Here is a 21,236-nt window from a genome sequence, read left to right as displayed (position 1 = left end):
GATGATTTATGAACTGCGAGAGTACACGCTTGACGTGGAAAATGCTCAGCCATACTTCGACCTCTTTCGAGATGTGGGTATGCCGATTCGCGGCAACGACTATGGTCGCCTTGTGGGTAACTGGACGGTCGATGGCGAGTATGTGAAGTTTGTCCACATCTGGGAATATGCTTCTCTTGAGGACCGCGCCCAGAAGCGTTCAGCACTTGGGAAGGTCGATGCCTGGTCGCGAACGTTCTTGCCGGAAGCGGCTAGGCGAGTGTCCTCGCAGTTTCTTACCATTCTGAATCCAGCTGGTGGCCGAATTCGTTCGGAGCCTGGGGCTCACTTCCCAGAATTGGATGGGCGTGTTCTGCACATGCTGCGCTGCCGGTTGGGGACAGCGCCAAGTATCGCTGCGGCAATTGACCAGGGGAGCGCAGCGAGATACGACGGAATATGGATTGGCGAGTTTCCTGACCCGAACACAATCTATGTTCTTGGCGACGAACAGTCGGTTCCGGCCCGCCATGGGGAGTTGGACGACCTTGGCGTCATCTACGCCAGCTCCCGAAAAATCTCCGCAGGCCCATATCGTTAAGCGAGGAAGGTAACCCGAGGGCGGCGCGAGCGGACCAATGAATGCACCAAACCATGCGTGAGGTCCCTACACCTCACTTTTGCGCGCAGAGCGTTCGCGTTCTGCGCGCTTTTTTTTCAGGAAGATTGACTGATGCGAATTGCACAAATTGCTCCGCTTCATGAGGCTGTCCCTCCGAAGCTGTATGGCGGCACGGAGCGTGTCGTCTCATATCTCACTGACGCACTGGTGGACCTCGGGCATGATGTAACTCTCTTTGCGAGTGGCGATTCGGTGACCAAGGCAAATCTCCACGCTTCGTGGCCGACTGCACTTCGCCTCGACAGGACGATTCGCGACACCAATGCCCCTCATTTTTTGATGCTCGAGCATGTGCGACGTCTTGCAGACGAGTTTGACATTCTCCACTTCCACCTTGATTATCTGCCTTTCCCGCTCTTCAGTGAGCTTGGAATTCCGTTCGTCACAACGCTGCATGGCCGACTGGACTTGCCGGAAATCCACCCCGCGTTCAAACGTTTCCCCGAAGCGCCACTTGTCTCAATCTCGGACGCACAACGGGTGCCGATGCCGACAGCAAATTGGGTATCCACTGTCCAGCATGGACTCCCTGCGGGCTTGTTGACCCCACTGCCACACAAAGCGGACGGAGCATATCTAGCTTTTCTCGGCCGCATTTGTCCTGAAAAGGGCGTCGATTCAGCAATCAAGATTGCCGCGGCGACGGGTCTTCCGCTGAAAATTGCTGCGAAGGTGGACAGGGTCGATGTCGACTACTACGAGCGTGAAATCAAGCCGCTACTTGCTACCAGCGATGTCGAGTTCATTGGTGAAATCAACGAGACACAGAAGCCCGCTTTCCTCTCCGGAGCACGGGCGCTGCTTCTGCCTATCGACTGGCCGGAGCCTTTCGGGTTGGTGATGATTGAGGCCATGGCCTGTGGCACGCCTACCATCGCATTTCGGCGAGGCTCGGTTCCGGAAGTTATTGACCACGGCGTCACAGGGTACATCGTCAGCGATATACAGGAAGCCGTAGACGCAGTCGGGCAAATTGGAGAGCTGTCGCGGGAGGAAATCCGCAGTCAATTTGAGCGCCGCTATACGGCGGAGCGCATGGCAAGCGACTACGTAGTGACTTACAAGGCATTGGTCAAGCAGACATCCCGGGAAGCACGAAATGGACTCTACAGCGTCTAACACCTGTACGCGACAGGTGGTCGCTGCAGATGCGAGTATTGGCAGTCGACAGGTGTTCGCGACGAGAGTCGCTTTCCTTGTCACCGGAATCGGGGTCTCTATTTGGGCTCCGCTGGTTCCCTTCGCAAAATCGCGCCTCGGCGTTGGTGATGCGACGCTGGGTCTTCTGATTCTGTGTCTCGGAGCTGGCTCGGTAATCTCGATGCCGCTTTGTCACCAGATAATCAAGCGTGTCGGCCCGCGAGCAGTAATTTTGCTCGGGGTCAGCATGATGTCGCTCGCTCTTCCTCTTTTAGCGTTTGAGGCCACTGTGCCATCAATGGCCGTTTCGCTATTGCTATTCGGTGCGGCGGTTGGACTTCTGGATGTTTCTATCAATGTGCATGCGCTGCTGGTCGAGAAGGGCGCCGGGCGAGCGCTTATGTCAGGATTCCACGGTCTTTTCAGCGTGGGTGGCATTGCAGGCTCAGTTCTCGGTAGCGGTTTGCTCTCGGTCGGAGTAACACCGCTAGTCGTCGCCTGCACGGTTTCAGCTGGTGTCGTGGCGCTGACTGCGATTTCGGCGAAGGCGCTGATTCCCAGCAGTATGCGTGCAGATGGTGGAGGAGGTTTTGCGCTTCCGCATGGCAGTGTAGTCGCTATGGGGCTTGTCGGCCTCTGCGTGTTTCTCGTCGAAGGAGCGATGCTTGACTGGAGTGCACTTTTTCTGACGGTCACCAAGTCATTTCCGGAGCGCCTTGCTGGGCTGGGTTACACGGGCTTTGCAATCGCAATGGCGGTTGGTCGTCTCTTGGGTGACGCATTGTCACGCAGGGCGAAGCCGGCGCTCATAGTGGCAATAGGCGGAATTTGCGGTGCTGCTGGTATCGTACTTGCGCTTTTTGCGCCTTCTGGCGCATTCGCAATCGCGGGGTTTCTGCTGACTGGCGCTGGATGCGCGAACATAGTTCCAGTTCTGTTTAGTGCTGTAGGCAGTCAAAAGGCGATGGAGCCGGGAGCTGCGGTCGCTGCATTGACGACAATGGGATACGCCGGTGCATTAGCCGGCCCAGCCGCCATCGGTTTCGTCTCCCATGCTGTGGGACTGCGCGTCGCGTTTTCGCTGCTCGCTGGACTGCTCGTTTTGGCGGCGCTGGTTGGTTGGATTCTGTTCAAGGACTCTTCGGTCCATCGCACACAAACACACTAAGCTGAAATCGAATCCGTACTGACAGAAAGATAGGCATGGCAAAGTGCTTAGGTATCGGGTGCTTCTCGAGCCTTGGCGAACGGCTAAATAAGCAGTTCGCCAAGGCTCTTTCGTTTAGAAGCGGTGACGCATCCCCACGATGGCCATTATCTGTGAGTTTGCTCCCGACGGGATATCGAAGGAGCCGATAACTGCCTGCGCCGGTCCGTCGCCATTGCTGCCGCTTGCATGTTGGTACCCGGCCATCACATACACGTCGGTGCGTTTGCTCAGCAGGTAATCACCACCCACGTTGACCTGATGGTATTTGGCTGACGAATCACCATTTGCCTTGGTGTAGTTATAACCGGCAATCGCCGAGAAAGCCGAGGTGACCTGCCACAGCGCGAAGACTGAGCCGTTGTGATATTTCTCGTTTGTGCCGAAGCTTGATGCTGCATCGGCCACGTAGTCGGTGAAGCTATATGCTGCGCCTACTGTTACGGGGCCAATCACGTATTGACCGCCAATACGCGCGATGTTGATAGCGCGCGCACTAGCGTACGCAGAATTGACCGGGCTGTTGAAGAGCGTATCCGCCGACGTTGTTCCGCGCGTTGTTGCTTGTGCGTTGCCGTTGTCGATGTGCAGATAGCCTGCAGCAACAGAGAAGGGTCCCTGAGCGTATGCAGCTCCTACAGACCACGTCTGGCCAGAACCCGTCGCACCTGCCACTCCCCCGAAGCCATACATCGCCTCCAAGGTGACGCCACCCCAGCTTGGGCTGGTCCATTTGGCTGTATTGTTGAAACGTGCACTGCTGTCGTAGTTGTCGACGTCGCCAGGAGATGCAAAGAAGCCAGAGAACTGGTCAGCGGTAATCGGCTGAACGAGGTCAGAGAGAGGGTCGTACTGCCGCCCAAACGTCAGCGTGCCGAATTGCGTGCTGGCGAGCCCCACAAATGCCTGACGGCCGAAGAGACGGCTGTTCTGTTGTGCAATACCGGTTCCGATGTCGAATCCGTTTTCGAGCTGGAAGACGGCAGACAAACCGCCGCCGAGGTCTTCACTTCCTTTAAGGCCCCATTCACTTTGCGACAGGTTGCCCGACGACATCTTCCACTGGCTCGAGTGGCCATCGCTGTTGTGCACATACGCGAGGCCCGTATCCACAATCCCATAAAGGGTTACCGAACTCTGCGCGTGAGCGGAGAACGACAGCATGCTCGTGACCGCGAGGGAAATTGCTGACAGCGTAATCCGATTCATGATTTTATAAATTTGGAGTAGACAAAGGCCACGCGCTCAGCGAGAGCGCGGCCACATCAGAACTACTTGGAGATGCTGCAAGAAGGCGGCACACCAGATATTCCCAAGGACAACTTATTTTTAAGGAGAAAAAAATCCGAAAAACTTGGGAATCGTCCTTCCCGCGAGCCAGGGTGTCGCGGGAAGGATATTGACCGGTGGAGAGGGTATTACTGATGTGCCGACAGGTTAGGGACCAGCGAGAGTCCCCGGCGACGATTCACAAAGTAGTAGAGCGCGCCCGGCACCAGCAAGCTCGGAATCCAGCTCACGTCTGCGCCAATCAGCTTGGCGAAGTAGCTGTGATAGAACGACATGTCCATGAAGGGAACTTGAACCAGGACTGCAACCAGGAAAATGGTGAGTGTCGACCAGTTGTATTTGCCGTAGATGCCGTTCTCGTTGTACATGTCAGGCACGCTGTATCGGCCTTTACGCACGAGGTAGTAGTCGACCAGGTTAATCGAACTCCAAGGCACGAGAACATAAATCTGTGCAACCAGGATGTCGGAGAAGTAATCGTTGAAGTGGTATTGCGTGCCGATTGCGATTGCCGTAGCAACGATAGCAATCAGGGCCATGATGGTGAATTTCATGGTCTTGCTGACTCGCGACATGCCTTTGAAGCCGGTGAAAATCGTCGTGGTCGACATATAGGCGCTGTACAGGTTCAGCACGTTGATTTCGAGCACGCCGAGGACGATGATAATCAGCGCCGGACGCGACCAGCCAGCGAAGAGGCTCGCGAGGCCCGTACCCGGGTCTTTCGTCACGTCAGCGATACCGCCGGCGAGGATGGCGCCAAGAATCATAACGAGCGTGGAGCCGAGGGCATTGCCAATGTAGCTGAACCAGAACGTCTGCTTAGTCGAGATGTTTTTCGGCAGGTAGCGCGAGTAGTCGGCGACGTACGGGCCGAAGCCGAGGGTCCAAGAAGCCGCTTGCGCAACCACAAGCATGAATGCGCTGTTGATGTAGCCGTGCGTGCTTGCCGAGAACGCATGTGCCGAGAAGGGCTTCTGGAAGGCGACAAATGCGGCTACAGCGAAGATGATGCCGGAAAGGGCAGACATCCATGCACCCATGCGGTGAATCAATTCATAGCCGATGTAGCTGATAATCAAAGTCAGCAGGCCAAACACGATGATGGCCGTATTGTCGGACATGAAGAAGATTGACTTGATGGAGTCCCTCATCACGACACCGTTGGCAGCCGTGAAAAGAATGTACGAGATGACGACGATGAACAGCGGAATGCCGGCGCCGAAAACGCCGAACTGTGCGCGGCTCTGAATCATCTGCGGAATGCCCAGATGGGGGCCTTGCGCCGAGTGGCCAGCCATGAAGACTGTGCCAATAAGGTTGCCCAAAATGAGGCCGACGATGGTCCAGAACACGCTGAGTCCTGCTGCCACACCGAGCGTACCGACCACGAGAGTGGTGACTTGCATGTTGGCGCTGAACCAAATCGTGAAGAGACGGCTTGGTTTGCCGTAACGCTCATTCTCGGGAATGAATTCAATACTTCTATTTTCGATGTCCATCGCGTCCTCGCAAGGGTAAAAAGCGCAAGCCGGCCAGCTCCTGCATCCGGCTGATGCATATAGCGCGAAACTCGGACGGTAGACCGTACCGACGCTTCTGCGGCATGCGTAAACTGTAATCCTTTACATTCCAACATCAATGCGGGGTTTCCCTATCGCAGGTCAAAAAACGCCGGAATTTACGGTGCTAATTGACGTATCAGGGAAGTATTCCGAACGGCGTATAGTGACAAAAACGCTTGGAAGGCGACGTATTGGTGTTTTGAAAGTAAAGGATTACATTGATATAAGCAGTATCTGTGCCAGTACTTGTGTAGACGCAGTTTCGGCGGATTGTGGCTCGGAAGCGCGGGGAAATCACGCAGGACATTTCGGCGGATGCCCGCGGAAAGTGCGTAATGGTGACTTTTGGGGCGTTGCAACTTGGTGCAGGCCTGATGATATGGAGAGGCTTTATGTTCGAATCGTGTCGATGGCTCAACCCACCAGAGGTTTGGAGTGTCGAGGGAGAAATTCTGCGAGTACGCACTTCAGAGGACTCGGACTTTTGGCGAGAGACGCACTACGGATTTACGAGGCATTCCGGCCACTGTTTTGGGCTTGAGGTGACAGGAGACGTCTCCGCCCAGGTGTTCATCCGCGCGAACTTCCGCGAGCTATATGACCAGGCAGGCTTGATGTTGAGAATCGACGAGTCCAACTGGGTCAAGGCTGGCGCAGAGTTCAGCGATGGCGAAATTCTGCTCGGTAGTGTTCTGACAGCTGGTCGCTCAGATTGGGCGACCGGGACGGTCGCTGACACCAGTGACGGACTTTGGGTAAGGTTGGGGATTTGCGAAGGTGTTCTGCGTGTGCAGTATTCGCTCGATGGCGAGCGGTGGCCGATGCTTCGCCTCGCACCGTTCCCCGTTTCCGGTCGCTACATGATTGGGATTTACTGCTGTACCCCTGAGAGAGCGGGGCTCGAAGTTGAATTTTCGAAGTTCGCTGTCAGTGCACCGCTTGGCCGCGACCTCCATGACTTGCGGTAGTCGACGATTTTGTTCGGGGCCATCTGCGCACATGTGAAGGCTCAGGTGGTCCCGCATCGCATGGCTCAGGCTTCTTGGGTGGTTGGACGCGCCTCAGAGGCCTCTCGAGCTGGCGGGACGCTCGTTGAGTCTCGTACAACCAACTTTGTATCTAGCCTGACGGACATGATTTTCTTCCGGTCACTCAGCGCATCGAGTATCGCCTGTGCTGCATGGTGACCCATTTCCGGAGCCGGAACTGATATTGTGGTCAGTGGTGGCTCGAAAATCGTTGTGTAGTCGTCGTCGTCAAAGCCGGTAATGGAAATGTCTTCGGGCACACGGAGTCCGAGTCGGCGACATTCAGCAATTGCACTGAATGCGAAGATGTCGCTGTTACAAACGACGGCAGTGGTCCCGGGAAACTCATCGTTTATTTGGCGCATCGCTTCCCCGCCGCGGAAGACAGCGGAGCCGTAGCTCTTCTCAATAACATGGCACTCATCTCCCAGGCCATGCGCTTTGAGCGTGTCCTGAAAAGCTTGAATCCTCGATTGCTGCCTGTCGTTTCCGCGCACAGGACCCGCCATCATGACCAGGCGTTTGTGGCCAAGGCGCAACAGGAACTCCACCATCTGTTTTGTCGCGGAATAGTTGTCGAAGCCGATTGATGGGAAGTGCTCGTCGTTTGTGAACGAGTAGGTCGAAACGCACGGAATATCCTTGTCGACGAGATATTCACGAAGGCGCTCATCATCGATACGTCCGACAAAAAGAAGCGCTTCCGCGCCTTTTTCTACAAGTGCCCGAACTTGTTCGAACATGTTCGTGTTGTCGAACCCAGTTGTCAGCACGAAGACGCTATATCCCGCTGCCGTCATCTTCTCCTCAAAGCTGTGCACAAGTCGCGCAAAAATCGAGTAGTCGAGTGTGGGAATGACTGCGCCGATGATGTGCGTTTTTTGCAGTCGGAGTGCTTTCGCCGACGGGTTAGCGCTATAGCCAAGCTTCTGTGCGACGGCAAGAACTTTGTCCCGCACTTCCTCGCGGACGAGGTGCGGCAGGTTGAACGCCCGCGACACAGTTGCGACGGATACGCCTGCTGCCTTTGCAACGTCCGTCACGTTAGCTTTCTGTCTAGGTTTGTTCATTTCCAAGTTCCAAAAATCTCAGTTCGGCTTCAGCGGCATGTCTTGGCGCCGGTCGGAGCGCTCACGCGCATCGAAGAAAACGATTACTTTCAGTGCATTGGATGCACCGTAGCTCGAAGGTCAATCGCTGTCTGAGGTAATTTATCGTTTAAAAACAACGTTATTTCGGTCGTGATGCCAATCTTCGCAAACGACTCACTAGGTATTTTTCTGCAACACACCAGTCGGACACGCTGCTATCATACCCCTGACGTCGTGTTTTTTACAGAAAAAAGACTGGTCGAATGTAACGGGCATAGTTGGGTAAGAGCGTATCGAACCCGTCTGGTTTGGTTTAAGGGCAGAAAGCGGAGTCTGTAACCCTTTACAGTAAAGGAGCAGGTGGATGCGTTGGAAGAATGTCTACCAAGTGGTGGACTGCCATGCCGAAGGTGAGGTTGGCAAGGTGCTGACCGGAGGCGTCTTCGATGTCCCTGGCGAGACCATGTTCGATAAGCGCAACTTCCTGATGAAGCACCGGGACGATATTCGTCGTCTATGCTTGCTCGAGCCTCGAGGTTCCGTGACCGACACATTGAGCATTGTGCTCCCGGCGACGCACCCTGACGCGCAGTTGGGATTTGTGTCCGCCACGGTCACCGAGTATCCGGTCATGTCCGGGTCAAACGTAATTGCTTTAGCAACGGTCCTGCTGGAAACGGGCATCTTGCCTATGAACGAGCCTCGCACCGATTTTGTCCTCGAGGCACCCGCGGGACTTATCCGCGTGAGCTGTCAGTGCAACGGTGGCAAAGTGCAATCCGTTCGCTTCACGAATCAACCGTCGTTTGTGTATTACACCGATGAGGAGCTTGATGTTGAGGGACTTGGCCGCATTTCGGTTGACGTAGCGTACGGCGGCGAGACCTTCGTTATGGTCGATGCAGGGGCATTGGGTTTAGCATTAGAAGCTAGCGAGGCGCGGGAGCTCTGTGCTGTTGGCGAGGCAATAAAGAGTGCTGCAAACAGTCGATTAAAGGTGCAGCACCCGATGAATTCGCAGGTGACGGGTATAGGCCAGGTCCAATTCATGGGGCCAGTCGCGCGAGACGGTTCGATTGTGACGTCACGCAACGCCGTTGTGCTTTCGCCGGGGCGTTTGGACCGGTCGCCATGCGGCACCGGAACCGCTGCGAGGCTTGCGCTTATGTACGCGCGGAAAGAGATAGCAGAGGGAGAAACGTTTATTCATGAATCTCTCATTGGAGCGCGTCTCGAAAGTCGGATAGAGCGCGTCGTCATGGAGGGGCCGCAAATTGCGGTTGAGGCGAGCGTGGAAGGGCGTGCTTGGATAACGGGCCTTCACCAGGTCGGTATGGACCCATCGGACCCGTTCGGAACAGGATTTGTTTTGCCAGATACTCACGCCTGGTTCCCAGGCGATGAAGGTCGGCATTTTTTTTGAACTTTCTAGTAATCGATTACAGGAGTGGATTATGGCTCGGCGTTATGAACTCTTCGTGGACGGCAAGTGGACGGCTGCCAGCACCGGTCAATTCATCGACCGGGTTTCGCCCGCACACGGCGAAATTCTCGCTTCATTCTCTGCCGGTAGCGCGGAAGACCTGTCGAATGCTGTCTCAGCCGCGCGCGCGCGTTTCGACGATGGCAGTTGGTCTCGCCTGCCCGGCGCGACGCGCGCCACGCTCATCAACAAATGGGCATCGCTGATTGAGCGTGACCTCGAAAAGCTCGCGAAAATTGAAGCGGAAGAAGTGGGCAAGCCGATTCGCTATGCGCGTGCAGAAGTGGCTGGTAGCGTTGACCTCGCGCGCTACGCAGCGTCCCTCGCATGGCAACTGAGCGGAAACGCGTTCACGAACCTGGGTGAGGATAAGCTCGGTCTGGTGACCCGCGAAGCACGTGGCGTCGTGGGGATGATTGTGCCGTGGAACTTCCCGCTGGTTACGCTGTTCCAGAAGCTTCCGTTCGCGCTGGCTGCGGGTTGTACGACGGTAATCAAGCCTTCGGAACTCACTTCGGGTACAGCGCTTGAAGTAGCAGCGCTGGCCAAAGAAGCCGGAATTCCGGATGGTGTCATCAATGTAGTCACGGGCACGGGCCAGGCTGTAGGCGAAGCTATGTCGACGCACCGCGATGTCGACATGATTTCGTTCACGGGCTCGACGGTCGTGGGCAAGCAAATCGCGAAGAATGCCGCGGACACTGTGAAGCATGTCGCCCTTGAATTGGGCGGAAAGGCTGCAAACGTCGTTTTCGCGGACGCAGACCTTGACGCAGCGCTTGATGGCGTCCTGTTCGGCACCATCCTTAATCAAGGCGAAGAGTGCGTCGCTGGCACGCGTTTGCTGATTGAAGAATCGGTTGCCGACGCCTTTGTGCAGAAGCTCGTTGAGCGCGCGAAGAAGGTTGTCGTGGGCTTGCCGCTGGACGACAAGACCGACGTCGGTGCGCTGATTCACGAGCAGCACATGAACAAGGTGCTTGAATACATCCGTATCGGTAAGGAAGAGGGTGCCCATCTGGCGGTTGGTGGCAACCGTGTCACGGCGAACGGCCTCGATAAGGGCTTCTTCGTCGATACGACGATTTTCACTAACGTGACGCCGCAGATGCGGGTCTTCCGCGAAGAGATTTTTGGTCCGGTGCTTACTGTTACGACCTTCAAAACGGTCGAGGAAGCAGTTGCGCTCGCGAATGACACCAACTACGGCCTCGGTAATGGTCTGTGGACGAAGGACATCGACAAGGCCATCGCAGTGTCGCAGCGCCTGCGCAGCGGTACTGTCTTCGTGAACACCTATCTTGAAAGTGCCCCGCAGATGCCTTTCGGTGGGTTTAAGGAGAGTGGAGTCGGCCGTGAAAACGGAATCGATGGTCTCATGGAATACACGGAAGTCAAGTCGACGTTCGTGAAGCTTGGCAAGCGCGTTCCGGTTCTGCCGACGACGATTGCCGGCAGTCACTAAGCGAAGACAAAGGGGCATCTTGTTGGCCTGATGCCCCCAAAATACAGTGAACGAGGCATGAATGCAGCGCAGGTGAGCAGCTTGCGCTGCGTTCAAATGTGAGAGTGAGATGAAGCTTAAACGGATGGTAAACGTGGTCGGTGTGCACACCGGCGGCGAACGTAATGACGTCATCACGGGCGGCGTTCTTGACGTTCCGGGTGCGACGATGTTCGACAAGATGAAGTATCTGGAGACGCAGGGCGACGACCTGCGGAAGTTCCTTCTCCAGGAACCGCGCGGCAGCGTTACACAGTGCGTCAACCTGGTGCTACCTTCCTCACACCCAGAGGCTGATGCCGGCTTTGTCATCATGGAAGCCGAGTATTATGTGCCGATGTCCGGCAGCAATACTATTTGCACGGTAACCGCATTGCTGGAAACGGGAATGCTGCCCATGCAAGAGCCGTACACAGACGTGACACTCGAAGCGCCCGGCGGCCTCGTGCGCGTTCGTGCCGAATGCAAGGACGGTAAGTGCGTGAACGTCACGTTCTCCAACGTGCCTTGTTTCGTCTTTGGGCTCGATGTTCCTATCGACGTCCCCGGAATTGGCAAGTTGACCGTTGACGTAGCGTATGGTGGCATGATTTACGTTCTCGTCGACGCCCAAGCCCTAGGGTTCAAAATCACGCCTGATGAGGCTGGCAAACTGGTCGAGGTCGGCGAAAGAATCAAGCGCGCCGCGGCCGAACAGTTCCCGGCAGTACATCCGGAGAATCCGGAAATCCACACCATCAATCAGACACTTTTCGCTGGCCCGATTGAGCGCACGGAGCAAGGGTTAACATCTCGCAATGGCGTGATTGTCTCGCCGGGGCGGCTTGACCGTTCACCCTGCGGAACCGGCACGAGTGCACGACTTGCTGTCATGCATGCGCGCGGTCAAATTCAACAAGGGGAGCGTTTCCTTCATCGCTCGATTCTCGACACTGAGTTTTTCGGTGAAATCACTGAAACGCTTTCAATTGGTGGAAAGCCGGGCATTCGCCCGAGCATTACAGGTAGCGCATGGATTACGGGTTTCCATCAATACGTTCTCGATTCAACTGACCCGTTGCCGACGGGTTATACGCTGAGTGACCTCTGGCGCAAGCCTGACTGAATGTCACTGTAGCGGAGACATCTACCATATTTGTATTTCTAGCCGCGGCCGCTTCGAAGAAGTGGCCGCGGTTCGTTTATGCGGTCAGCAGATACGGTTAGCGGTAGCCAAAATAAATCACAACGCTCTAATAATTTCGTATAACTAAGGGGATTTGGATGTATGCGTGGAGAAAGTTAAGTTTACGGGCACGACTACTTCTGGTTGTTGTAGCAATGGTCGCTACAGGGTTCGGCTCGACCATCGCCATTCTTGCGGGGCGCGCTGCATCCATGCAGGAGAGTTTGGCCGGCGACTACTCCGTTGCGCTTGCGAGCCGCGAAGCGGGTAAGGTGTCCGACCAGCTCAATGCTGCACTGCGCACAGCGGAAACTGTCGCTTCGACCTTTTCGACACTTCAGAAAATGGGACATGCAGAGCGCAGCACTGCAGATGCTGTGCTTGAGTCTGTCGTTAGAGTGCATCCAGAATTTCTTGGGATGGCAACAGCATGGGAAACTGACGCGTTCGATGGCAAGGACTCAGAGCACGCGAATGACAACGATAATGCTCGCGCGATACACGGAAGATACGCTGCTGCCGCGTCTTGGAATGCGAATCACGAAATCTGGCTTGAGCACATTGGCAGTTTCGAGTTACCGACTGACCCGAACGGTGGCGAGTGGTACGTGAAGCCCAAAACGTCGCTAAAACCAGCAATAGTGGAGCCATATACTTATCCCATCGACGGGAAGGTCATGCTCATGACGACTGTCTCAGCGCCAGTCGTCGTTGACGGCCGTTTCCGCGGTGTAGTTACGGTGGATATCCCGTTGGACAAGCTGCAGGCCGGTTTGAATGCGATTCATCCGTACGGGACGGGCTATGTAACCTTGGTGTCGAATGGCGGCACAGTCATTTCGACGCCAGAAGCCGCAAAACTGGGTACGCATGAAGACGTCAGGCCGGTTGACGTAGCAAGCGGGGAAAGCGGCGTCCAGTCGGATGCGTACGATGACTATTTGAAGGCAGTCGCGCGAAAGATAGCAGTGCCCGTCGATATTGAAGGTACTGGGACGCCATGGAGCTTCTCACTGTACGCACCGCTTGACCAAATTTTGGCACAGGTACGTTCACTGGGGCGCATCGCAGCGATACTTGGCTCAGTCAGTGTGCTCGCCGTTTGTATCGTTCTGGCACTTGCCTTGCAGCGAATGGTTGTGCTGCCAGTGGGCGGAGAGCCTGCAGACGCTGCAACGCTCGCGCTCGCGGTTGCAGGCGGCGATTTGGCATACAAGTTGCAAGCCACTCCAACTCGACCGAACAGTGTTCTCGGCGCGATGGCGACGATGCAGGCGAATTTGAAACGGATGGTTGGTGACGTGGGGCAAGTAATCGAGAGTGTGGCAGTCGGAGCGTCGGAAATATCGAAGGGAAATAATGACCTATCGATGCGTACAGAACAACAGGCGGCGGCACTTCAGCAAACGTCGGCAACACTGGAGGAGTTGGCTCAAACGGTGGGCAAGAATGCGGACGACGCTGCCCATGCAGACGAACTGGCACGCGGAGCGACATCCCAGGCAGAAATGGGCTCGACGTCGGTTGTGAAGGTGCAGGAGGTTGCATTCGATATGGCGAAGGACGTTGAAAAAATGTCTTCCATCATCGCAGCTATACAGAGCATTTCCTTTCAGACAAATATTCTCGCACTCAACGCCGCAATCGAGGCAGCGAGGGCTGGCGAGCAAGGTCGAGGTTTCTCCGTGGTTGCGAATGAAGTTCGCCAGCTTGCGCAACGTAGCAACGCGGCCGCGAACGAAATTAAAGGGCTGATTGAGCTAGCGATTTCAAAGAGTGCCCGCTGTGCGGCACTTGCAGCTGAGGCTGGCATTTCGATTACGGAGCTTTGTGGCTCGGTAAGCCGTGTCACTGTGTTCATGACCGAAATCGCGCGTGCGTCGCGAGAGCAAAGCGATGGCATTGAGCAAATTAATCGTGCTGTTGCGCAGATGGATACGTCGACGCAGCAAAATGCTGCTCTCGTTGAACAATCCGCTGCGGTAGCTGCTGCGTTGAAAGACCGTGCTTCCGAACTAAGTGCAACGATGGTGGTTTTCCGACTGTAGGAACCTCGTGACAGCCAGCGCTCTTCAGGCGCTGGTTCTGATATTCGGAAGCGCTGCTGGTCATAAACGCTCAAGCCCGTTAGCCCCGCAAAAATGCAAAAGCGGCCGTGAACATCTCTGTTCACGGCCGCAATCACGCGCGCCGGAAGTCCGGCGCTAGCGCGGTCTGCGTGGTTCTTACGCCACCTTGTAATAGTCTGCTTTTGTGGCAGCTCGTTCGCGGCGGCCGCGGATGCTGTCTGCGATTTTCTCGGCCATCATGATGACAGGTGCGTTCAGGTTGCCGCTGACAATTTCCGGCATGATGGACGCGTCGACGACACGGACGTTGTCGACGCCGTGCACACGGCCTTCTGCATTAACTACAGCATCATCGCCTTCGCCCATTCGGCAGGTGCAGCTCGGATGGTAGTTCGTGCCGGCAGTGTCGCGCAGATAGGCGAGAATTTGCTCGTCTGTAGCGACCTTTGCGCCTGGGGTGACTTCTTCGCCACGCAAACTTGCCCACGCTTCTTGTCCAACGACATTGCGGATGGCTTTGACCGCAGCGATGGCGTCGCGCTTGTCTGTTTCCGTCGAAAGGAAGTTGAAGATGAATTTTGGCGGTGCGAGGGGGTCGGCGCTGTCAATCCAGACTTTACCTTCGCTAGTCGGACGCATCAGGCTGAAGAAGTACTGGAAGCCGTTCTCCAGCTTCACGTTGCCGTGCTGAAACTCACCGAGCATCGGAATGAACTCGAACTGGACGTTCGGGACCTTGACGTCGTTTTGCGTACGGATAAACGCGCCGACTTCGAAGAAGTTGGTCGCGCCCAAGCCAGTCTTGAAGAACTTCCACATCACGCCAAGCTTCAGCTTGCCAAATGCCGAAAGTTCGCGCGCTGCAGAGACGTTCTGCGTGGCACGGTATTGCACGGGTGCAGCAAGGTGGTCCTTGAGGCCTTTACCAACGCCTGGCAAATCAGACACGACTGGAATGGAGAGCTTGCTCAGGTCCGCGCCATTGCCGATGCCGGAAAGCAACAGGATTTGCGGAGAGTGAATTGCGCCACCGCACACGATAGCTTCGGCGGAAACGCCGATGCGCTTCGTTTCGCCACCAACACGCACCTGAACCGCAACGGCGCGCTTGTTGGCAAATTCAAGCTTCAGAACACGCGCACCGCTCCAGACATGCAGATTTTCACGAACAGGGAAGGCGTGAAGATAAGCGCGGGACGTGCTCCAGCGCAGGCCTTTGTGCACATTGCGCTGTGTGATGTGGACACCTTCTTGACGGTATCCATTGTGGTCGGCTACGTGAGGCAAACCCGCCTGCTGGCCTGCTTCCAGAAACGCGTGATAGAGCGGATTGTCTGCTTTGCACGTCTCGATATGCATCGGACCACCGACACCGCGGTAGTCGTTCGCACCTTTGTCGAACGTCTCGGCTTTGCGGAAATATGGCAGGACATCGGCGTAGCTCCAGCCCTTATTGCCGAGTGCCTCCCAGTTATCGTAGTCCCACGGATTGCCGCGCACCCAGTTCATGCCGTTGATGGATGATGAGCCGCCCAGCACGCGGCCACGCGCTTCGTAGATTTTGCGGTTGTTCAGGTGCGGTTCGGGTTCACTGTGGAGATACCAATTGAACTTGTCATCCATCAGCGGAAAGCCGAGTGCTGCCGGCATACGAATGAACGTGCTGTTGTCCTTCGGGCCGGCCTCGATAAGTAACACGCGCGAACCCTTGTCCTCAGCCAGGCGGCTGGCGACGACGCTACCTGCGGAACCAGAGCCAATCACCACGTAGTCGTATTCGCTACGGATGGACCGACCATGAATGTCTTGCATTTGAAGCCTCCAGATTTCTGAAAATAACCGCACTTTCGAGCGTCTGCGTCTATGACGTCGTGGGTTCGCGAACACGAAAGCACGCGTAACTGCTCGATTTGCTTGAATTCTATGCCGCCGAAAAAAACCTGTAAAGGATTACATTCGTGGGGCTTGCCAGGGTTTTCCTTAGCATTCTTGAAAAGTGCTGTCGGCAGTGGCTTAAGGAGGCAGTGCTTGTGGGGCGGGGCTGAAATCTAGATTTGTGATTGGTGGTGCCTTTGTAACGACCGATTTCTGTGTGTAAAAGATTACATCTGACTGCAACGCGGTCTGGCGTCCAGCACCAAGTAAAATTACAAATGAACTTACTTAGCTTGGATAACGACGCACAGTCAGAAGGCGCATGTTTAGGCGTCGTTAGCCCGGGGAATTCATGCGTAAATTGACCCTATTTATTTTTTTAATCCCCATCACGCTTCTCGCTACAAGAGGCGCTCGCGCGGGCGAGGATTTGTCCCGCCCGGGGCTGCACGTCGAGCGTGGTTTTGACGCTGAGTATTCCCCGTATGTAAATGCTTCGCCCAAGCGACTGCTGCTGATTTCCGTTGAGAAGCCGCCCTCAATAGCGCTAGAGATTCACCTGCGAACGCGGCCTTCTTCGTCAGGCTGCAAGTTCGCCCGACATGGCCTTGCGCGCTTTCTGGGATTTCATCCAGTCATAACCGATGTGTTCTCAATCCCAGCCGGCACCTCCAATGCACAACTCAGGGTTGCCATAGACGGCTACACAGCAAAGGACTGTCGGTGGACCGCCGCCGATATTGGCGTCCGCTACAGTCAGCCAGCAAAAGATGGCGCTGCGTTCAGCGACAGATTGGATTGGAAATTTGCTCCTAGAGGCGATGCGGATGCACGGGTTAATGCCAGATGTGTTCGCTCTTCGCCTGCGCGCAATGCACGGACATTGTTGTCTTGTTCATTTGAAGCGCAAAGTGCTCAAACATCAGAATTGAGCCGCGCAGGAGGACGTTTAAGCCTTCATTTTTCGATGGACAATTGATGTCTCGTTCGCTGATTCCCCGGGCGCGGAACTCCGCCGTGCTACGCATGACTACGGAAGTTCACGCGACAAGGTTGCCGAGTAAAAGTCAATAAATGCTCGAACTTTGCTTGAAACGGTCTTCTTTCGGGGATACACAGCCCACACCGCTGGCGAGCCCTTCGACGGTTTGATTTCCCATTCTGGCATCAATGTGACCAACTGGCCGTCAACGAGTGCTTCGCTGCACGCCCACGTCGGCAACAGTGCGACGCCATGCCCTTTGATTGCGAGCTCGAACAACGAATCGGTGTCGTTGATGCACAAGCGCCCATGTACATCGATGGCCACTTCTCGAGGCGCACTGCTAGTCGCTCGCCTGACAAAGACCCAGCGGTCGTCAACGGAAAGCGAAAAGCGAAGCAACTCGTGGTTGGCTAAGTCGGCGGGCTCAATGGGTCTACCGCGTTTGGCAATGTAAGTTGGGCTCGCGAAGGCCATCCTGTGATGGGCGGTAAGTTGTCGAGCCATAAGCTGAGAGTCGGCCAGTGCGCCTGTCCGCACAGCGAGGTCGAATCCGGTATCTACGAGATTCACGACCTCATCCGTCACAACAACGTCAAGGTCAATCTTCGGAAACCTTGCGAGAAAATCAGGTAGGTGAGGGACGATGTGCTTGCGCCCGAAAGACGAGGGTATGGTGACACGTAGCAAGCCTTGTGGGGAGCGATTTAGGGATGAGGTTATCTCGCGGGCATCGTCCAAGCTTCTGATAACCAAAATGCCCTGTTGACGGAAAACGCGCCCCCCCTCGGTTAGTACAAGCCCACGCGTTGAGCGGTTAAAGAGCGCAATCCCAAGGTCCTTCTCTAGTTCGGTGATGTAACGCGAAACCGTTGAAGTCTTCACGCCAAGGCGGTCGGCCGCTTTGCTGAAGCTTCCACACTCCGCGGCGTAGAGAAAGGCGCGAATGCCAGCGAAGTAGTCCATTATCGGCGTATCAAAAAATGCGGAGATTTCGCGGATTCTAGGGCAAATCTCTGTGCGGTTACGAGGCAATTCGACTGTCAAGAGCGTGCTGCTGCAGTTTTTTCGCGCGCTCCTGAACTTTCTGATTATTCAATAGGTGAGAATAATTGCATCCTAGGTCAAACCTATGATGATGATATTCACCATCCTTCTGGCGCTTTCCGCCCAATCTGGTTCTGGGATATAGCTGGCGATTCCAGCGATTGCGCACAATAGGTCGAGTGATTCGATTGCAACAACGACATCCCCACTCTGTACCGCCCTTTTCAAGAGTCGGTCTAGCGCTGTTACAAGAGATTCACCTGACAGCGCACAAAACTCATCAGCGTCGGGTGACATGCAACTGAGTACACCCGCCATGATTTGTCTGTTCGCCAACGATTCAATGAATAGCAGTAACCATTCTCGAATCGCGTCAACTGGAGGATGACTTAGAGCAAGTCTTTCAGCGGCGGCGGTCAACCGGCTGCCTTGGTCGCGGTATAGCTCGTTGACTAACACCTCACGGCTAGGGAAATGCCGATAGAGCGTTCCAATTCCCACGCCAGCCGTTCGTGCAATGTCCTCAAGGCTAGCAGACATACCCTTTTCGGCAAACGCGGTTTTCGCGACATCTAACAGTCGCTGGCGATTGCGCTCTGCGTCCGCGCGAGGCTTTCGTTTTGGGATTTGGTCAGGCACGATTTATATTCCTTGCAACCGGATGGTGCCTCCGTTTAATATTCGGAGGCTGCCTCATGTTAAGCCTTCACACTTGGCGGCGCAACCTATTCAGAAGGCGCTGGAGAGCACTTATGTCACAGGTATGGTTCATCACAGGCGCTTCGCGTGGCCTCGGGAGAGCAATCGCAAATGCTGCGCTCGCTGAAGGTCACTCTGTCGTGGCGACGACGCGAAACGGCTCTTTTACAGACGTGGGTGCTGAGCATCGCGACCGCTTGCTGGTGATGCCGCTTGACGTTACTGCGCCTGAACTCAGTGCCTACACGGAGGTGGTGGACGCGGCTATAGCGCGCTTCGGTCGCATTGATGTGCTCGTGAATAACGCTGGATATGGTGCCTTGACGCTCTTTGAGGAATCAGATGAGGCGCAAGTTCGAGCGGCATTTGAGACAAACGTGTTTGGGTTGATGCGTGTTACGCGGGCAGTGCTCCCGTCTATGCGACGCCAGATGGCAGGGCACCTTTTCAATATTTCCTCGTTGGCCGGATATGTGGGTGGTGGCGCGTTGTATTCCGCGACGAAGTTTGCAGTCACCGGATTTACAGAGTCACTCGCCGTCGAACTGAGCCCGTTTGGTATCAAGGTAACTAATGTGGCGCCAGGATATTTTCGGACGGACTTCCTTGATAGCTCGTCCGTGCAGTTTAAGACTGCTAATGAATTGCCCGACTATGAAACGTCGCGACAAGCTCGCCTAGGTTTTCTGCAGCAGGCAAACCATAACCAGAACGGTGACCCTGATGCTCTGGGGCGTCTTCTAGTCCATGTAGCCAGCACAAACCACCCACCGCTTCACCTTCCGGTTGGAATGGATGCAATTGACGGAATTGAGCAGCATCAACGTGCTCTTTCGACTGACATCGCGACTTGGAGAGACAAGTCGACTGCCACAGCACATGATTCAGTCTGAAGTCTACCGACTGGTTTGCACCGTTCTTGGCTAACAGTGCCGAACCTAATGCCGTTGACCAAAGCTTGGGTTCGGAATTCTATATGCCAGCTATTCGCAATTCATTCTACGCTTCGCCTCTTTATAGGGCAGACGTTTGCAACAGCCTACCGCGACTATAAGTCCTCGTTAGCGCTCCATCTATGCGTATCGAGCAATTGAATGCAATCGCCAAATGAAATCCTAAGCTTTTTGACGATTGCGAAGAACTGATGTGCTTCTTCGTCGGTCAACACGCCAAAGACTACGTCGTTAGCGAAGAGTCGCATTGGCGCGACCTTAAGAATTAGGTCCGTCCCTGCATCAGTCAGGCTGAGCAGCATGCTCCGCCGGTCGTTGTCGCTGGCTTCTTTGCGGAGGTATCCCTGTTTGACGAGTTTATTCGATTCGGTGGTAACGAAGGGACTTGATACGCCCAGATAACTTGCGATTTGCCCGACGCTCGAAGACTTTAGCTCACCAACGAGGCCCAAGATGCTGAACTGGGGAGGCGTAACTCCAAGAAAGGCCGCGTACCTGGTCCGGACGTCCAGCATCGCCGCGGATGCCGAAGTGAAGTCGTACATGGCTTGACGGAAGCGTCCATCGGAGCCATTGGCGAGCATCGACTTAAGAGACGTACTTGGGGGCGGAAATTGCACGTTGGGCGATGACGAATTTTGGACAGAGCGCTCTTTGCTGCTCGCAACCCCGTCGTTCATCGCGGTTTCGGAAATTCCATGCGTTTTGCTAGTTGCTTTAGGCATTTGAAGTCGTGCTGGAGAAGAGCTTAGTTGATTCTACCTTTTCAAACCTCCCCAGGTATCAGCGTCAAGGAAGCCAAAACAATGTCGCTAGCGACGCGAATCGAGATAGACATCAGGTGTCTCGATTCGCAACCGAGCTTCTGCACTCCGCGCTTAACTTCCGCCTCTTGCAAAGCCCGTACTGGCTTCGATAGCTGCAACGTTCATTGGACGGTCAAACGGCTCCGGCGCAGCTTCGCCGGGCGTACGGTGCCGACCGACATTGCGGAAGAACGCCTCAAGACCGGCAGGAATGTACAGCCAAGTCCAATGCATGTCGACGTCCCCGTCGTTTATGAACATGTGAGACCGCAATTTCCCGAGATACAACGTCGAGCCAGCAGCGAGCCGATACTCGACTCCATCGAGAAGTGCTTTTCCAGAGCCGGAAATGAAGTGCAGAACCTCCTCGTTTTCGTCGTGTGAGTGTTGCCGAACTATGCCACCGGGAGGCAGCGTCTGCGTACCGAAAGAGAACGGAACAGACATTGGCACCAGGTGGGGGGCGACATGTACGGATGCATATCCGTTCGCCGGTTGTGGCTGCCAATAGCTTTCCTCTCCATCGGGACAGACGACCAGATACTTGCCACCGTCGCGAGCTACTTCGTGAGCGGCATTGTGATGCAACGGTAACGGAAACGCTGTCTGGGACATGAAACGGCTCCTTGCAAAGGATTTGAGCGGGACTGAGTGTAAGTAACTTAGTTATG

General features: G+C 55.2%; 18 protein-coding genes. 10 read left to right on the top strand and 8 right to left on the bottom strand.

Translation table 11 applies throughout. The features are described 5' to 3' along the window. The first annotated feature begins 1 nt into the window (after position 1). From G3N59_RS11510 to G3N59_RS11500, 3 genes are all read left to right on the top strand, one after another. On the top strand, positions 2-580 hold the full coding sequence (locus G3N59_RS11510) for an NIPSNAP family protein (protein WP_205982739.1): 579 nt from the start codon (positions 2-4) through the stop codon (positions 578-580). Positions 581-712: 132 nt separating this feature from the next. After that, on the top strand, positions 713-1,780 hold the full coding sequence (locus tag G3N59_RS11505) for a glycosyltransferase family 4 protein (protein WP_205982738.1): 1,068 nt from the start codon (positions 713-715) through the stop codon (positions 1,778-1,780). Next, positions 1,761-2,969: an MFS transporter gene (locus tag G3N59_RS11500; RefSeq protein WP_205982737.1), complete on the top strand. Its 1,209-nt coding sequence runs from the start codon at positions 1,761-1,763 to the stop codon at positions 2,967-2,969. The genes G3N59_RS11505 and G3N59_RS11500 overlap by 20 nt, the downstream gene beginning before the upstream one ends. Positions 2,970-3,083: 114 nt before the next feature. On the opposite strand, the gene G3N59_RS11495 is transcribed toward G3N59_RS11500, so the two are convergent. After that, positions 3,084-4,217 (bottom strand): porin, encoded by a 1,134-nt coding sequence (locus G3N59_RS11495; RefSeq protein WP_205982736.1) that lies wholly within the window; start codon positions 4,215-4,217, stop codon positions 3,084-3,086. Positions 4,218-4,426: 209 nt separating this feature from the next. Beyond that, on the bottom strand, positions 4,427-5,800 hold the full coding sequence (locus G3N59_RS11490) for a cytosine permease (protein WP_205982735.1): 1,374 nt from the start codon (positions 5,798-5,800) through the stop codon (positions 4,427-4,429). A gap of 398 nt (positions 5,801-6,198) precedes the next feature. Between G3N59_RS11490 and G3N59_RS11485 the strand changes: the two genes are divergently transcribed. Further along, the gene (locus tag G3N59_RS11485; RefSeq protein WP_241023379.1) at positions 6,199-6,831 is read left to right on the top strand and encodes a DUF1349 domain-containing protein; all 633 of its coding nucleotides are present in this window, start codon (positions 6,199-6,201) and stop codon (positions 6,829-6,831) included. A gap of 65 nt (positions 6,832-6,896) precedes the next feature. Here G3N59_RS11485 and G3N59_RS11480 read toward each other — a convergent pair whose 3' ends face one another. Then, positions 6,897-7,961, bottom strand: coding sequence for a LacI family DNA-binding transcriptional regulator (locus G3N59_RS11480; protein ID WP_205982734.1), 1,065 nt, complete (start codon positions 7,959-7,961; stop codon positions 6,897-6,899). Between the two features lie 385 nt (positions 7,962-8,346). On the opposite strand from G3N59_RS11480, the gene G3N59_RS11475 reads away from it, so the two are divergent. From G3N59_RS11475 to G3N59_RS11460, 4 genes are all read left to right on the top strand, one after another. Then, positions 8,347-9,405 (top strand): proline racemase family protein, encoded by a 1,059-nt coding sequence (locus G3N59_RS11475; protein ID WP_205982733.1) that lies wholly within the window; start codon positions 8,347-8,349, stop codon positions 9,403-9,405. After that, positions 9,383-10,930 (top strand): aldehyde dehydrogenase family protein, encoded by a 1,548-nt coding sequence (locus G3N59_RS11470; protein WP_241023378.1) that lies wholly within the window; start codon positions 9,383-9,385, stop codon positions 10,928-10,930. Before G3N59_RS11475 ends, G3N59_RS11470 begins: the two co-directional genes overlap by 23 nt. Before the next feature lie 109 nt (positions 10,931-11,039). Beyond that, a complete protein-coding gene (locus G3N59_RS11465) occupies positions 11,040-12,074 on the top strand; it encodes a proline racemase family protein (protein ID WP_205982732.1) in 1,035 nt (344 codons plus the stop codon). Between the two features lie 158 nt (positions 12,075-12,232). Further along, positions 12,233-14,182: a methyl-accepting chemotaxis protein gene (locus tag G3N59_RS11460; protein WP_205982731.1), complete on the top strand. Its 1,950-nt coding sequence runs from the start codon at positions 12,233-12,235 to the stop codon at positions 14,180-14,182. A 177-nt stretch (positions 14,183-14,359) separates the two neighbouring features. Here G3N59_RS11460 and G3N59_RS11455 read toward each other — a convergent pair whose 3' ends face one another. Continuing rightward, on the bottom strand, positions 14,360-16,015 hold the full coding sequence (locus G3N59_RS11455) for a choline dehydrogenase (RefSeq protein WP_205982730.1): 1,656 nt from the start codon (positions 16,013-16,015) through the stop codon (positions 14,360-14,362). A 415-nt stretch (positions 16,016-16,430) separates the two neighbouring features. On the opposite strand from G3N59_RS11455, the gene G3N59_RS11450 reads away from it, so the two are divergent. Beyond that, positions 16,431-17,057: a hypothetical protein gene (locus G3N59_RS11450; RefSeq protein ID WP_205982729.1), complete on the top strand. Its 627-nt coding sequence runs from the start codon at positions 16,431-16,433 to the stop codon at positions 17,055-17,057. 51 nt (positions 17,058-17,108) lie between these two features. On the opposite strand, the gene G3N59_RS11445 is transcribed toward G3N59_RS11450, so the two are convergent. Together G3N59_RS11445 and G3N59_RS11440 are read right to left on the bottom strand one after the other, a co-directional pair. After that, positions 17,109-18,026, bottom strand: a complete 918-nt coding sequence (locus G3N59_RS11445; protein ID WP_205982946.1) for a LysR family transcriptional regulator — start codon at positions 18,024-18,026, stop codon at positions 17,109-17,111. A gap of 153 nt (positions 18,027-18,179) precedes the next feature. Then, entirely contained in the window at positions 18,180-18,746 is a 567-nt protein-coding gene (locus G3N59_RS11440) for a TetR family transcriptional regulator (RefSeq protein WP_205982728.1), read from the bottom strand. Positions 18,747-18,859: 113 nt separating this feature from the next. Between G3N59_RS11440 and G3N59_RS11435 the strand changes: the two genes are divergently transcribed. After that, positions 18,860-19,699: an SDR family NAD(P)-dependent oxidoreductase gene (locus G3N59_RS11435; RefSeq protein ID WP_205982727.1), complete on the top strand. Its 840-nt coding sequence runs from the start codon at positions 18,860-18,862 to the stop codon at positions 19,697-19,699. 155 nt (positions 19,700-19,854) lie between these two features. Here G3N59_RS11435 and G3N59_RS11430 read toward each other — a convergent pair whose 3' ends face one another. Together G3N59_RS11430 and G3N59_RS11425 are read right to left on the bottom strand one after the other, a co-directional pair. After that, positions 19,855-20,484, bottom strand: coding sequence for a MarR family transcriptional regulator (locus G3N59_RS11430; protein WP_205982726.1), 630 nt, complete (start codon positions 20,482-20,484; stop codon positions 19,855-19,857). A 153-nt stretch (positions 20,485-20,637) separates the two neighbouring features. Further along, positions 20,638-21,180, bottom strand: a complete 543-nt coding sequence (locus G3N59_RS11425; RefSeq protein WP_205982725.1) for a cupin domain-containing protein — start codon at positions 21,178-21,180, stop codon at positions 20,638-20,640. Positions 21,181-21,236: the final 56 nt, after the last annotated feature.

The organism is Paraburkholderia sp. Ac-20340, assembly GCF_017104965.1.
Lineage (GTDB): Bacteria > Pseudomonadota > Gammaproteobacteria > Burkholderiales > Burkholderiaceae > Paraburkholderia.
Note: the sequence above shows the minus strand (reverse complement) of the source record. Positions and strands in the feature narration are given on the sequence as shown.

What these genes read in the sequence shown, in the direction of transcription:
- G3N59_RS11510 (WP_205982739.1), top strand. Translation starts at nt 2, where the DNA reads ATGATTTATGAACTGCGAGAGTACACGCTTGACGTGGAAAATGCTCAG.
- G3N59_RS11505 (WP_205982738.1), top strand. Translation starts at nt 713, where the DNA reads ATGCGAATTGCACAAATTGCTCCGCTTCATGAGGCTGTCCCTCCGAAG.
- G3N59_RS11500 (WP_205982737.1), top strand. Translation starts at nt 1,761, where the DNA reads ATGGACTCTACAGCGTCTAACACCTGTACGCGACAGGTGGTCGCTGCA.
- G3N59_RS11495 (WP_205982736.1), bottom strand. Translation starts at nt 4,217, where the DNA reads ATGAATCGGATTACGCTGTCAGCAATTTCCCTCGCGGTCACGAGCATG.
- G3N59_RS11490 (WP_205982735.1), bottom strand. Translation starts at nt 5,800, where the DNA reads ATGGACATCGAAAATAGAAGTATTGAATTCATTCCCGAGAATGAGCGT.
- G3N59_RS11485 (WP_241023379.1), top strand. Translation starts at nt 6,199, where the DNA reads ATGGTGACTTTTGGGGCGTTGCAACTTGGTGCAGGCCTGATGATATGG.
- G3N59_RS11480 (WP_205982734.1), bottom strand. Translation starts at nt 7,961, where the DNA reads ATGAACAAACCTAGACAGAAAGCTAACGTGACGGACGTTGCAAAGGCA.
- G3N59_RS11475 (WP_205982733.1), top strand. Translation starts at nt 8,347, where the DNA reads ATGCGTTGGAAGAATGTCTACCAAGTGGTGGACTGCCATGCCGAAGGT.
- G3N59_RS11470 (WP_241023378.1), top strand. Translation starts at nt 9,383, where the DNA reads ATGAAGGTCGGCATTTTTTTTGAACTTTCTAGTAATCGATTACAGGAG.
- G3N59_RS11465 (WP_205982732.1), top strand. Translation starts at nt 11,040, where the DNA reads ATGAAGCTTAAACGGATGGTAAACGTGGTCGGTGTGCACACCGGCGGC.
- G3N59_RS11460 (WP_205982731.1), top strand. Translation starts at nt 12,233, where the DNA reads ATGTATGCGTGGAGAAAGTTAAGTTTACGGGCACGACTACTTCTGGTT.
- G3N59_RS11455 (WP_205982730.1), bottom strand. Translation starts at nt 16,015, where the DNA reads ATGCAAGACATTCATGGTCGGTCCATCCGTAGCGAATACGACTACGTG.
- G3N59_RS11450 (WP_205982729.1), top strand. Translation starts at nt 16,431, where the DNA reads ATGCGTAAATTGACCCTATTTATTTTTTTAATCCCCATCACGCTTCTC.
- G3N59_RS11445 (WP_205982946.1), bottom strand. Translation starts at nt 18,026, where the DNA reads ATGGACTACTTCGCTGGCATTCGCGCCTTTCTCTACGCCGCGGAGTGT.
- G3N59_RS11435 (WP_205982727.1), top strand. Translation starts at nt 18,860, where the DNA reads ATGTCACAGGTATGGTTCATCACAGGCGCTTCGCGTGGCCTCGGGAGA.
- G3N59_RS11430 (WP_205982726.1), bottom strand. Translation starts at nt 20,484, where the DNA reads ATGCCTAAAGCAACTAGCAAAACGCATGGAATTTCCGAAACCGCGATG.
- G3N59_RS11425 (WP_205982725.1), bottom strand. Translation starts at nt 21,180, where the DNA reads ATGTCCCAGACAGCGTTTCCGTTACCGTTGCATCACAATGCCGCTCAC.